The sequence below is a fragment of the Aeromonas sp. FDAARGOS 1408 genome (assembly GCF_019048665.1).
Classification (GTDB): Bacteria; Pseudomonadota; Gammaproteobacteria; order Enterobacterales; family Aeromonadaceae; genus Aeromonas; species Aeromonas dhakensis.
The window spans coordinates 227501-240792 of sequence record NZ_CP077394.1; the positions used below are offsets into that span (position 1 = coordinate 227501).

Here is a 13292-nt window from a genome sequence, read left to right on the forward strand (position 1 = left end):
TGCAAACTCCGAATACCAGTAAGTAATATCCGGGAGACACACGGCGGGTGCTAACGTCCGTCGTGAAGAGGGAAACAACCCAGACCGCCGGCTAAGGTCCCAAAGTTCTGGTTAAGTGGGAAACGATGTGGGAAGGCTCAGACAGCTAGGATGTTGGCTTAGAAGCAGCCATCATTTAAAGAAAGCGTAATAGCTCACTAGTCGAGTCGGCCTGCGCGGAAGATGTAACGGGGCTCAAACCAGGCACCGAAGCCGCGGATTCACGCTAAGCGTGAGTGGTAGGGGAGCGTTCTGTAAGTCTGCGAAGGTGTGTCGAGAGGCATGCTGGAGATATCAGAAGTGCGAATGCTGACGTAAGTAACGATAAAGGGGGTGAAAAGCCTCCTCGCCGGAAGACCAAGGGTTCCTGTCCAACGTTAATCGGGGCAGGGTGAGTCGACCCCTAAGGTGAGGCCGAAAGGCGTAATCGATGGGAAGCAGGTTAATATTCCTGCACGACTTGTAATTGCGATGGGGGGACGGAGAAGGCTAGGTGGGCCAGGCGACGGTTGTCCTGGTGAAAGTGCGTAGGTGGTGTTTCTAGGCAAATCCGGAGACACAACACTGAGACACGAGACGAACGCACTACGGTGCGGAAGCCATTGATGCCCTGCTTCCAGGAAAAGCCTCTAAGCTTCAGATTACAAGTCATCGTACCCCAAACCGACACAGGTGGTCGGGTAGAGAATACCAAGGCGCTTGAGAGAACTCGGGTGAAGGAACTAGGCAAAATAGTACCGTAACTTCGGGAGAAGGTACGCTCTTGTTGGTGAAGTCCCTTGCGGATGGAGCTGACGGGAGTCGCAGTGACCAGATGGCTGGGACTGTTTATCAAAAACACAGCACTCTGCAAACACGAAAGTGGACGTATAGGGTGTGACACCTGCCCGGTGCCGGAAGGTTAATTGATGGGGTTAGCGCAAGCGAAGCTCTTGATCGAAGCCCCGGTAAACGGCGGCCGTAACTATAACGGTCCTAAGGTAGCGAAATTCCTTGTCGGGTAAGTTCCGACCTGCACGAATGGTGTAACCATGGCCATGCTGTCTCCACCCGAGACTCAGTGAAATCGAATTCGCCGTGAAGATGCGGTGTACCCGCGGCTAGACGGAAAGACCCCGTGAACCTTTACTACAGCTTGGCACTGAACATTGAACCTACATGTGTAGGATAGGTGGGAGGCTTTGAAGGCGTGACGCCAGTTGCGCTGGAGCCGTCCTTGAAATACCACCCTTGTATGTTTGATGTTCTAACGCAGGGCCCTGAATCGGGCTCGCGGACAGTGCCTGGTGGGTAGTTTGACTGGGGCGGTCTCCTCCCAAAGAGTAACGGAGGAGCACGAAGGTTGGCTAATCCTGGTCGGACATCAGGAGGTTAGTGCAATGGCATAAGCCAGCTTAACTGCGAGACGGACAGGTCGAGCAGGTACGAAAGTAGGTCATAGTGATCCGGTGGTTCTGAATGGAAGGGCCATCGCTCAACGGATAAAAGGTACTCCGGGGATAACAGGCTGATACCGCCCAAGAGTTCATATCGACGGCGGTGTTTGGCACCTCGATGTCGGCTCATCACATCCTGGGGCTGAAGTCGGTCCCAAGGGTATGGCTGTTCGCCATTTAAAGTGGTACGCGAGCTGGGTTCAGAACGTCGTGAGACAGTTCGGTCCCTATCTGCCGTGGGCGTTGGATGATTGAAGGGAGTTGCTCCTAGTACGAGAGGACCGGAGTGAACGAACCTCTGGTGTTCGGGTTGTCACGCCAGTGGCACTGCCCGGTAGCTAAGTTCGGAATCGATAACCGCTGAAAGCATCTAAGCGGGAAGCGAGCCCTGAGATGAGTCATCCCTGACCCCTTGAGGGTCCTAAAGGGCCGTTGGAGACCACAACGTTGATAGGTGGGGTGTGTAAGCGCGGCGACGTGTTGAGCTAACCCATACTAATTACCCGTGAGGCTTAACCATACAACACCCAAGAAGTGTTCGAAGGCTTGTAGCAGATACCGAGAACGAATAACAAAATCAGCTTTTTCAGATTGAAGATTTTGCCTGGCGGCAATAGCGCAGTGGAACCACCTGACCCCATGCCGAACTCAGAAGTGAAACGCTGTAGCGCCGATGGTAGTGTGGCATTCGCCATGCGAGAGTAGGACACTGCCAGGCACCCAATTGAAGAAGCCCGCTCATTTGAGCGGGCTTTTTTATTGCCTGACATTCAGCTTTTTCTCCCCTAAGTGCAGTTCAGCTGTTCGATCTGCAACCACCTTACTCACATTGCTTCTTGTGCGATTTGCCCATTACGGGGCTGATATTTGTCCATCAATTCAATTGTTGAGCAGAAAAAGCACGGAATGTGATGCCTCTACCTTTCTTGCGATGCCCGCTCTGCTTTAATTCGTCAGCCCACGTTCGATGGGCCAAGGAATCACAATAATCTGAGGAATGGACACATGTTCAAAAGAACAGTAACGATGATGCTGGCGGCGGGAACCCTGGTATTAGGCGGTTGCGCATCCAATGGCGGTGCAGAGCAGGCGGCGGATAACAGCGATTTCGGTGGCAAGTCCATCTACCTGCGCGGGGAAATGAACGACTGGATGGCAACCGATGCGAGCAAGGTGGTCAAGGTGGCCGACAAGCTCTATATGGCCAAGGGAGCGCTCAAGAAAGAGTGGGCTCCTTACAAGTTCAAGTTTGCCGACTCCGGCTGGAGCTGTGGCACCAACTTTGGCTACAAGAGCCCAAGCGATGGTGTTGCCGTGCTGGGTGGCGAAGCCGTACCGGTCAATCCCTGCTCCAAGTATGAGGACATGAAGTTCTCACCGGATGCGGATGGTGTCTATGAGTTCTATCTGAATATGGCTGGTGACACCCCGACCGTATACGTCAAGAAGCCCTGATCTGCGACGGGAAGCGAGCTTCCCGGGCAATTAAATGACGCGATGTAATGCCCCGGACCAGTACCCTGCTGGCCGGGGCATTTGCTTGTGGCAGGCATGACCAGAAAGCGCAAATGATTACTATATATTGTGATTTTGTCTTCCGCGTTAGCTATATGTAGTAATGGCTGTTACTGTCATGAGGTCGCGGCATATCCAGGAGGTTGATTGAACATGGCTAAATCACATCCGGTGCGAGAGAGTGAGAGCGGCTCTCGTCATATTCCTCTGCAGGAGACTTCCCTCGAGATCTGGGACAGCAAGTACCGGCTCAAGAGCAAGGACGGCACTCCCATCGATGGTGCCATCGATGACACTTACCAGCGGGTTGCCCGTGCTCTCGCCGCGCAGGAGCATGACTCTGATGCCTGGTATGAGCCCTTCCTGTGGGCCCTGCGCAACGGTGCCATTCCTGCTGGTCGCATCATTTCCAATGCCGGCGCATTCGAGCACAAGCCTGCTACCTCCACCATCAACTGCACCGTGTCCGGCACCATCGAGGATTCGATGGACGATATCCTCGGCAAAGTGCACGAGGCGGGGCTGACCCTGAAGGCCGGTTGCGGCATCGGCTATGACTTCTCGACCCTGCGCCCGCGCGGGGCCTTCGTCTCCGGCGCCGGGGCCCATACTTCTGGCCCGCTCTCCTTCATGGATATCTACGACAAGATGTGTTTCACCATCTCGTCGGCGGGAGGGCGTCGTGGCGCCCAGATGGGCACCATGGATATCCGTCACCCCGATGTGATCGAGTTTATTCAGGCCAAGCGGGAGGATGGCCGCCTGCGCCAGTTCAACCTCTCCCTGCTCATCACCGAAGAGTTCGTCAAGGCGGTGAAAGAGGATGCCTCCTGGCAGCTTATTTTCCCCTACACCGCCAGGGAGGTGGGGCAGGATGGCATTGCGCTGGATGATCCCGCCCAGGTGGTCTGGGCCGACTGGCCCAACAAGGAGGGGGTTGTCGTCAACGCCTTGGGGCAGGTCGCCTGCAAGGTCTACAAGACCCTGCCGGCCCGCAGGCTGTGGAACGTCATCATGACTTCCACCTACGACTACGCGGAGCCCGGTTTTATCCTGATCGACAAGGTCAACGAGATGAACAACAACTGGTTCTGCGAGGAGATCCGGGCCACCAACCCCTGTGGCGAGCAACCGCTGCCTCCCTATGGGGCCTGCCTGTTGGGATCCGTCAACCTGACCCGCTTCGTGCGCGACCCTTTCACCGAACAGGCCGCCTTTGACTGGCCCGCCTTTCGCAAAGTGGTGGCCATTTTCACCCGCATGCTGGACAACGTGGTGGCGATCAACCAACTGCCGCTGGCCAAGCAGCGCGAGGAGATCATCAGCAAACGCCGGCATGGCATGGGCTTCCTTGGCCTCGGCTCGGCCCTCACCATGCTGCGGATAAAATATGGCTCTGCTGCCGCAGTCGCTTTTACCGAACAGGTATCCCAGGAGCTGGCCATGACCGGCTGGCGCGAGTCCCTGGCCTTGGCGAAGGAGAAGGGCCCGGCGCCCATCATGGAGCAGGAGTTCGAGGTGACCGGCAAGCTGCTGCGACTGCGCCCCGAGATGGCGGCAGACGGCATCAAGCCGGGCGACAAGGTAAAGGGCAAGGTGCTGCACGCGCGCTACAGCCGCTATATGCAGCAGGTAGCCGAGGTGGATCCAGCCCTGGTTGCCGAGCTGGCCGAAGTGGGGGGGCGTTTCACCCACCACAGCAGCATAGCGCCGACCGGCACTATCTCGCTCTCGCTCGCCAACAACGCCAGCAACGGTATCGAACCGAGCTTTGCCCACCACTACAGCCGCAATGTCATCAAGCCGGGCAAGAAGAGCAAGGAGAGCGTGGATGTCTACTCCTACGAGTTGCTTGCCTACCGCGAGCTGGTCAATCCTGCCGCCATGCCCTATGCCGAGGATGAGGCGATCCGGTTGCCGGACTACTTCATCACCGCCGACGACATCACGCCGGCGCAGCATGTGGACATTCAGGCGGCGGCCCAGCGCTGGATTGATTCATCCATCTCCAAGACCGCCAACGTGCCGACCGACTTTCCGTTCGAACAGTTCAAGGACATCTACCTCTACGCCTCGGATTCGGGACTCAAGGGCTGCACTACCTTCCGATTCAATCCGGCAGCCTTCCAGGGCGTGCTGGTGAAGGAGCAGGATCTGGAGAAGACTCTGTACGAGTTCACCCTGGAGGATGGCTCCGTCATCACGGCGAAAGGGAATGAGGAGATCGAATACGATGGCGAGCTGCATACCGCCGCCAACCTCTACGACGCCTTGAAAGAAGGCTATTACGGCAAATTTTGAGGACGAGTTCATGGTCAAGAAGATCGACGGGAAGATCGTCGCCTACCAGGTGAAAACCCGGGACGAGCCGCAAGCAGAGCCGGCCCAGCAGGATGCCGTGGTACAGATGCACGAGACCGTGCTGCGGCCGGAGCGGCTGATGGGCACCACCTACAAGCTGAAGACCCCCGAGCATGTCTCCGAGCATTCGCTGTTCATCACCATCAACGACATAGTGCTCAATGAGGGGACGGTGCACGAGACCCGCCGGCCATTCGAGATCTTCATCAACTCCAAGAGCCTGGAACATTACCAGTGGATAGTGGCGCTGACCCGCATCATCTCGGCGGTGTTTCGCAAGGGGGGTGATGTCACCTTTCTGGTGGAGGAGTTGCGCTCCGTGTTCGATCCCAAGGGCGGCTACTGGAACAAGGGCAAGTACGTACCGTCCCTTATCGCCGAAATTGGCAACGTGATCGAGACCCACCTCACCGAGATCGGCATGCTCAAGGGGGCCGGGCTGGATGAGCACCAGCAGGCGTTTCTGGCCGGCAAGCAGGCGGAGATCCAAGCCGCGCAAGAAGCCGACGAGCAGCAGGCTGGGAGTGGTTTTCCCCCCGGTGCGGCGCTCTGCTACAAGTGCCACAGCAAGGCGCTGGTGCAGAAAGATGGCTGCATGACCTGCCTTAACTGCGGCGACTCCAAGTGCAGTTGAACCCTTGAGGGCCAGTAAAGGCCAGCTGCTGTTTTTCTGCGCAAACACGCGGGGTGCCCAAGTGATTTGTTGCGTGATGGTAAAATCGGGCGTAGCGTTGGAGGTAATAAAACTGTCACGGCCGTGTGGTTTCAATGACATCTGAGATTCACACACGTGGCACCTTCAGTGCCAAGGAGGATGCTTATGGACAATACGGACCGAAAGCTGTTTATCCTGGATACCAACGTTCTGCTTCACGAACCCCTCGCCATCTACTCCTTCAAAGAGCACGACGTGCTCATCCCCATGACGGTGCTGGAAGAGCTGGACAACATCAAGGATCGCCACAAGGATGTCAGCCGTGATGCGCGCATCGCCATCCGGGCGCTGGAGGACGTGTTCCGCGACGCGACCCCCGAGCAGATAGTGCAGGGGGTGGCGCTGGCCGGCGAGGCGAGCGGTCACATCTCCATCTTCAGTGACCACCATCTGCCCCAGGATGCTGAGGTGTTCACCGACAAGGAGGCCGACAACCGCATCATCAACGCGGCCCTCTACCTGCAAAAGCATGAGCTGAAGCGGCAGGTGGTGCTGGTCACCAAAGATATCAACATGCGGCTCAAGGCCAAGGGGGCCGGGCTTGCCCACGTCGAGGATTATCGCAGCGACCAGTTGATCGATGACATCCGGCTGCTCGCCAAGGGCTTCCAGACGGTGCCAGGCAGCTTCTGGGAGCGGGTCGGCGAGTGTGACAGCGAGACCCATGGCCGCGATACCGTCCACGTCATCGATGCCAAGCTGCTGGAGGGGGTTCACGTCAACCAGTACCTGATCGATGAAGAGAACTTCTTCGCCGCCCGGGTACTCAGCCACGACAACCAGAAGATCCGCATCAAGGATCTGGGGCGCGAGCGACTGATGTCCCGCAAGGCGTGGGGGGTGCATCCGAAGAACGTCTATCAGGGGATGGCGCTCGATGCTCTGCTCGACCCGCACATCGATCTGGTGATCCTGACCGGCCCGGCGGGCTGCGGCAAGACACTGCTGGCCATGGCTGCCGCCCTGGAGCTGGTGATCGAGAAGGGGATCTACGAGAAGGTGATCGTCACTCGAAATACCCCGGAAATTGCCGAGAGCATCGGCTTCCTGCCCGGCACCGAAGAAGAGAAGATGATGCCCTGGCTGGCTGCGGTCACCGACACTCTGGAGGTGCTGCACAAGCAGGACGAGAACATGAGCGGGTCCCTCAGCTACATCATGGAGAAGGCCAACATCCAGTTCAAATCGGTCAACTTCATGCGCGGGCGCAGCATCCAGAACACCTTTGTGCTGCTGGATGAGTGCCAGAACCTGACCGCGTCCCAGATCAAGACCATCATCACTCGCTGCGGCGAGGGCACCAAGATCGTCTGCTCCGGTAACCTAGCCCAGATCGACTCCAACTACCTGAGCCCGGTGACCTCGGGTCTGACCTACATAGTCGAGCGTTTCAAGGACTTCGATGGCAGTGCCAACATTTTCCTGAACGGGGTGGTGCGCAGCAAGCTCGCCTCCTTCGCCGAGGAAAACCTCTGATCTGACGATCCATCCTCATATGAAAAGGGGAAGCCGACCGGCTTCCCCTTTTTTGATCCCGTTGCCGGTCACTGCTCCTTTGTGCGGCCAAGGTAGCGCAGCAGCCCGGGGTGATCGCTGTTTTGCAGTATGCCGGGTTTGCCTTGCAGGGCGATGCGCCCCTCGTCGATGAACAACACCTGGTCGGCGATGAGCTGTGCATCTTCCGGGTTGTGAGAGACCATCAGTACGGTAATGCCCTGCTCGCAGGCGAGCCTGGCCACCTCTGCCAGCATCTCCCGGCGCAGGGCCGGATCGAGCGCCGAGAAGGGCTCATCCAGCAGCAGCAGCGGCTTGCCGCGTACCAGGGCGCGGGCCAGCCCGACCCGTTGCTGCTGGCCACCGGAGAGCTGTTCCGGCAGGCGCGTGAGCATCTCGCCGAGGCCGACCCGGTTCGCGGCATCCTTCACCTGAGCCCGCTGGGCGGCGTTCAGGCGCAGGCCGGGGTGCAAGCCGATGGCGATATTGTCGAATACCGACAGGTGCAGGAACAGGTTGTGATCCTGAAATAGGGTGGTGACCGGCCGTGCGGCCGGGCCGAGCGGCAACAGATCTTCACCATCGAAGCTGAGGGCGCCTGATTCTATCGGCACGAAACCGGCGATCATGCCGAGCAGGGTCGACTTACCTGCCCCGCTCGGACCGATCAGCGCGGTGATCTCCCCCTTGGGCAGGGTGGCGCTGAAGCTGACGCGCCAGTCCGGGTAGCTGGTCACCAGCTCATCAATGTTCAGCATGTTTTCCTCTCAAGGGGGGCGTTTGAGCGACCAGCACAGCCGCCGAGACGGTAGCGCCGGGTCTTTTGTCTCTCAATGCTCGGCATGCTTTCCTCCAAGCCCCCGCTCTACCAGCCAGAACAGGGAGAAGCAGAGGGTGAGCAGCAGCAGGGCGGTGGCGGCCGCCTCGGTCAGCCGGTAGCTTCCGAGCTGCTGATAGAGCAGCCAGGGCAGGGTGGTGAGCTCCTGGTTGCCGAACATGGCGATGGCGCCGAGATCCCCGAGCGACAAGATCATGGCCAGCGCTGCTGCCTGGCCCAACGGACGGCGCAGCAGGGGCCACTCCACCAGTCGCAGTCGATGCAGGCCGTGTACCCCCAGGCTGTCGGCCAGCCGGTCGTACTGGCGCACTACCAGCTGCATGGGGGCTGAGAGGGTGCGCAGCACATAGGGCAGCGCCATCAGGGCGTTGACCAGCACCACCAGCCAGGGGCCGAGGGCAAAGACATCGGCAAATGGCATGCACAGGATGAAGAGGCCGGTGGAGAGCACCACCGCCGGGATCATCAGGATCACCGAGCCACTGGTCTCCCACAGGGCGGCGGCCCGCCGCTTGTGCTCCCGAACCCGCAGATGGCGGCTGGTGAGCAGCAGGGCGCTGCCGAGCAGGGTGGCCAGGCTGCCCGCCGCCAGCGCAATCAGCAGCGACTGGCCGCTGGCCAGCCACAACTTGCCTGAGGTCAGGGCATCCGGCAGGCCGGGATTGAGGCCGGCCACCACGATGGCCAGCAAGGGGGGCAGGAATACCGCCAGCCCGATGGCAAGGGCGAGGGCGTCCACCAGGGCGCTGCCCGGCTGATGACGGTCCGGTCGCAGACAGGGGCGATGAGAGGTGATCCGGCTGGCCGGGCTGCTCTGCAGCTTGTGCTGCAGCATCAGCAGGGCGGCGGTCAGGATGAGCTGGACCAGCGCCAGTCCGCCGGCGGTGGCGAGATCGAAGTCAAAGCGCAGCGCCTGATAGACGGCCACCTCCAGGGTGGTGGACTTGGGGCCGCCCCCCAGCGCCAGCACGGTGGCGAAGCTGGTGAAGCAGAGCATGAAGATGAGGCTGGCCAGCCCTGGCAGCTGGGCCCGGATCAGCGGCCACTCCAGCAGCCGGAAGATATGGGAGGAGCGCATGCCGAGCTGGCTGGCGAGGCGCCAGGAGGATTCGGGGATGCTCTCCAGGCTCTGCAGCAAGAGACGCGCGGCCAGCGGCATGTTAAAGAAGACGTGGGCCAGCAGGATGCCGAACAGGCCGTAGAGGTAGTTGCCGGGAGCGAGCCCGAACCCGTGCAGCAGTTGCGGCAACCAGCCCTGCTTGCCATGCACCGCGACGATGCCGAAGACGGCGATGATGACCGGCAGTACCAGCGAGAGGCCGAACAGCTTGATGAGCAGGGTGCGCCCCGGAAAGCGGCGCCGCGCCAGGGCGCGGGCCACCGGAATGGCCAGTCCCAGGCTCAGCAGGGTGGAGAGCAGCGCCTGCCAGAGGCTGAAGCCCAGCACGTGGCGCAGGTAGGGATCGGCCAGCAGGGTGCGAGGGGCTAGCCCCCCGGCCTGCCACAACAGGGCCGCCAGCGGCCCCAGCGACAACAGCAGGGTCAGGGCTGTGGCTGCACTGCCCGGCAGCCACCAGAGCAGACGCGTCCCAGGTTTCACGAAGAGACGACTCACTGGGTAACGGCTTGCAGCCACTCGCGGATCCAGCTCTTGCGATTGGCGGCCACCTCGTCAGAGCTGAAGGCGAGCGGCTTAGCTACGGTGATCATCTGCTCGAAGCCCTTGGGCAGCGGTGTGTCGATCACCGGATACATCCAGTTGCCGGTCGCCATCTCGTTCTGGAAGGCGGGGCTTATCATGAACTGCAGGAACTGATCCGCCAGCTTGCCCTGCTTGGCATTTTTGAGCTTGGCAGCCACTTCCACTTGACGGTAGTGCCCCTCTGCAAACGCGGCGGCCTGATACTGGGGCTTGTGCTCGGCAATCAGGTGATAGGCGGGGGAGCTGGTGTAGGAGAGCACCATGTCCGCCTCGCCATCGAGGAACATGCCGTAGGCCTCTGACCACCCCTTGGTGACGGTGACCGTCTTTTTGGCCAGCTGCTCCCAGGCGGTGGGGGCCTGGTCACCGTAGACCGACTTCATCCACAGCATCAGCCCCTGGCCCGGGGTGGAGGTGCGGGGATCCTGATAGATGATCTTGAGGTCGGGTCGCGCTACCAGTTCTTTCAGGCTCTTGGGGGGCTGCTTGAGCTTCTCCTTGTCGTAGACGAAGGCGAAGTAGCCGTAGTCGTAGGGGACGAAGGTGTCATCCTGCCAGCCGCCGGGCACCTTGAGGCCATCCAGCTTGGTGGCGTGAGGGGCGAACAGGCCGCTCTGCTTGGCCTCACTGACGAGGGCATCGTCCAGCCCCAGCACCAGATCGGCCTTGCTGTGTTTGCCCTCCAGTCGCAACCGGTTGAGGATGGCCACGCCATCTTCGAGCGGTACCAGATTGAGGGTGCAGCCGCACTCTTTCTCGAAGGCCTGTTTGATCTTGGGACCCGGGCCCCACTCGGCAGTGAAGGAGCTGTAGGTGTAGACGGTGAGGGTATCCGCCGCGAAGGCCTGAGCGGAGAGCAGGCCGGTGGCGACCAGCAGCAGGGTTTTCATGGGTGGCACTCCCTTTAGCAATGAGGTGCCAGCGGATGAGGGCGCATAAAATGAGCGCCATGCCTCAAATTCCTCCGCCAGCATTATCTGGATCAGGTTCACGGGTATAATCTCAGCGGTAGACCGCACCCCGTTTGAGAAACGCACCGCATTGTATTAACGTTCTTGGGGGGAGGCCAGCACAATTGTTTCTGCGGGCCAGCGAGACGGATCAGCTCAACAGAGGATGTTTGCGTGATCACCAGCACCAAGGAAAGACGCGCCTTCCAGCGCATGATAATCAATGCTCCCGTCACCATCTTCCAGCAGCAGCAGGTGCTGGAGGGGGTCTGTCGGGATCTCAGCGCCAACGGCATGGGCATCTCGGTGCCGGAGCACCAGCTCGATACGACCCAGCCCATCCGGGTGAGCCTGGCCACCAACAACAACCTGTTGCCCCCCTTCGAGGCGCAGGCCCGCATCATCAGGGTGCTGGAAGAGGAGGACGGGCTCTTGTTGGCCATCGAGTTCCAGTCCCTCGCCTGAGCCATCCACCTCCTTGCCTCCATCGACCAGCCCTGCGCTGGTCGCTTTCATTTTGGCCTGTCCCCCCTCGTTTTCATGACGTCCACCACCTATTTGTCGGCGCGAACCGGCTGCACGCTGAGCTGCTTGCTGTCGATGAAGGTCTTGCTGGTCGGCGCCAGCTGACCCATCGCCAGCTGGGCCGGGCCGGTGGGCTCCATCAGCAGGTAGGTTTCCCCTTCCCAGCTCAAGGTAGTCTCGCCCGGCTTGGCCGGCAGCGCCACTCCGAGCAGGGCGTGACCCGGTACGAACACCATGGCCTGTTTCAATTCGGGAAAGAGCTGGGCCAGCATGGCGGCCATCAAGGTCACCTTGCTGTCACAGTCGCCCTGATTTTGCTCCAGTACCTGGCGCGGGCTGAGAAAGCCCTTGCCCTGGCGGCCCGACTGGCTGTCGAGCAGTTGATAGGGGATGGCCTGAATGAAGCCGAGCATCTGGGCCGTGGTCTTCTGGCGCGCCTCGGTTTCCGTGCTGCCCTGCTGCTTGAGCTGTTCGGCCAGCGGCGCCAGTTCGCTGCGGCTCTCCAGTGCGATGCGCACGTGATCCTGCTTGATGGCGGCGGCACCGTCGGGGGCGGTGAACGGCTGAAAATAGTGCAGCTTGAGCCACGCAGCCTCCTGCTTGTCGCGCTGCTGGGTGAGCCAGCTCATGGCCTTGGTGACCTGTTCGGGCTGACGGCCCTTGAGCCTGAGCTCCATCTCGGGGCGGGAGAGGGAGAACTGCACGGCGGGGAACTCGGCCACTCCCTGCTGCAGCAAGCTCTGCAGCACGTCCTCCTGCATGCGGGCCGACCGATAGGCGATGAGCGGCGGCAGCTTGCCTGCCTCCAGCCGATAGGTGAGTTGCTGCACCTTGCCGTCCTTGTCCTGCCAGCCGACGTTGAGCTGACCGCCGCTGCTGTTGAAATAGGTCTGCCCGGCGCAGACCGGCAGCGCCAGCCAGAGGCCGCAGAGCAGGGGGAGGGCGAGTGTCATCTTCATCCAGGTGTCTCGTCGGGTATGCAGAAGTGGCGGGCCATGGCGTGCACCTAGGCCTGACAATAAAACAGGGAGCCAAGGCTCCCTGTTGATTCTACTCGTTTTTTGCAATTGGCTGCTTAAATCCAGCTCGGCTGTTTCGCCTCGAAGGCGCTGATGGCGGCCTCGTGCTGCAGGGTCAGGCCGATGGCATCCAGCCCGTTGAGCAGGCAGTAGCGACGGAACTCATCGATCTCGAAGCCGAACGTGAGGCTGCCTGCCCGCACCTGATTGGCTTCCAGGTCCACTTCGATCTCGATGCCAGGCTGGGCGGCGACCAGCTGGAACAGGGCGTCGACCTCCTCCTCCTTCAGGCGTACCGGCACCATGCCGTTGTTGATGGCGTTGCCGTAGAAGATGTCTGCAAAGCTCGGGGCAATGATGGTCTTGAAGCCGTAATCCGCCAGTGCCCAGGGGGCGTGCTCGCGGCTCGAACCGCAGCCGAAGTTCTCGCGGGCCAGCAGGATGCTGGCGCCGGCGAACTGCGGCTGGTTGAGCACGAACTCGGGGTTGGGCTGCTCCCCCGCATCGTCCAGGAAGCGCCAGTCGTGGAACAGGTGCTTGCCAAAACCGATGCGATTGACCTTCTGCAGAAACTGCTTGGGAATGATGGCGTCGGTGTCGACGTTGGCACTGTCGAGGGGGACAACGATCCCTTTATGCTGTTTGAAACCTGTCATGTACGTTCCCTCTTACAGTGCACGAATGTCGGCGAAGATGAT

The 13292-nt window shown here is 60.3% G+C and carries 10 protein-coding genes, 2 rRNA genes and 1 riboswitch (1 of these 13 cut by a window edge); of the genes, 7 read left to right on the plus strand and 5 right to left on the minus strand.

Annotated features, from left to right (window positions below):
* The 6 genes from I6L38_RS01175 to I6L38_RS01200 all read left to right on the plus strand — a co-directional run.
* Positions 1–1995, plus strand: a 23S ribosomal RNA gene (locus I6L38_RS01175); it begins 894 nt to the left of the window's first position.
* 83 nt (positions 1996–2078) lie between these two features.
* Positions 2079–2193 (plus strand): 5S ribosomal RNA (gene rrf / locus I6L38_RS01180).
* A gap of 287 nt (positions 2194–2480) precedes the next feature.
* Positions 2481–2930, plus strand: coding sequence for a pullulanase (locus tag I6L38_RS01185; RefSeq protein WP_043171972.1), 450 nt, complete (start codon positions 2481–2483; stop codon positions 2928–2930).
* A 213-nt stretch (positions 2931–3143) separates the two neighbouring features.
* Positions 3144–5291 (plus strand): adenosylcobalamin-dependent ribonucleoside-diphosphate reductase, encoded by a 2148-nt coding sequence (locus I6L38_RS01190; protein WP_216989022.1) that lies wholly within the window; start codon positions 3144–3146, stop codon positions 5289–5291.
* Positions 5292–5301: 10 nt separating this feature from the next.
* Entirely contained in the window at positions 5302–5985 is a 684-nt protein-coding gene (locus I6L38_RS01195) for an NrdJb (RefSeq protein WP_095593376.1), read from the plus strand.
* Between the two features lie 186 nt (positions 5986–6171).
* The gene (locus I6L38_RS01200; RefSeq protein ID WP_017763817.1) at positions 6172–7542 is read left to right on the plus strand and encodes a PhoH family protein; all 1371 of its coding nucleotides are present in this window, start codon (positions 6172–6174) and stop codon (positions 7540–7542) included.
* Between the two features lie 68 nt (positions 7543–7610).
* On the opposite strand, the gene thiQ is transcribed toward I6L38_RS01200, so the two are convergent.
* The 3 genes from thiQ to thiB form a co-directional block, all read right to left on the minus strand.
* On the minus strand, positions 7611–8318 hold the full coding sequence (thiQ, locus tag I6L38_RS01205; protein ID WP_216989023.1) for a thiamine ABC transporter ATP-binding protein: 708 nt from the start codon (positions 8316–8318) through the stop codon (positions 7611–7613).
* A 72-nt stretch (positions 8319–8390) separates the two neighbouring features.
* The gene (thiP, locus tag I6L38_RS01210; protein WP_216989024.1) at positions 8391–10013 is read right to left on the minus strand and encodes a thiamine/thiamine pyrophosphate ABC transporter permease; all 1623 of its coding nucleotides are present in this window, start codon (positions 10011–10013) and stop codon (positions 8391–8393) included.
* A complete protein-coding gene (gene thiB, locus I6L38_RS01215; RefSeq protein ID WP_043162404.1) occupies positions 10010–10990 on the minus strand; it encodes a thiamine ABC transporter substrate binding subunit in 981 nt (326 codons plus the stop codon). Before thiB ends, thiP begins: the two co-directional genes overlap by 4 nt.
* A 52-nt stretch (positions 10991–11042) precedes the next feature.
* Positions 11043–11133: riboswitch (TPP riboswitch) on the minus strand.
* Positions 11134–11224: 91 nt separating this feature from the next.
* On the opposite strand from thiB, the gene I6L38_RS01220 reads away from it, so the two are divergent.
* On the plus strand, positions 11225–11515 hold the full coding sequence (locus I6L38_RS01220) for a PilZ domain-containing protein (RefSeq protein ID WP_005304376.1): 291 nt from the start codon (positions 11225–11227) through the stop codon (positions 11513–11515).
* A gap of 89 nt (positions 11516–11604) precedes the next feature.
* Here the strand turns inward: I6L38_RS01220 and I6L38_RS01225 are convergent, their stop codons facing one another.
* Positions 11605–12534 carry a hypothetical protein gene (locus tag I6L38_RS01225; RefSeq protein WP_017784315.1) on the minus strand — a complete coding sequence of 310 codons (930 nt, stop codon included), beginning with the start codon at positions 12532–12534 and terminating at the stop codon, positions 11605–11607.
* Between the two features lie 116 nt (positions 12535–12650).
* Positions 12651–13250 (minus strand): 3-isopropylmalate dehydratase small subunit, encoded by a 600-nt coding sequence (leuD, locus tag I6L38_RS01230; protein ID WP_010634978.1) that lies wholly within the window; start codon positions 13248–13250, stop codon positions 12651–12653.
* Positions 13251–13292 lie beyond the last annotated feature (42 nt).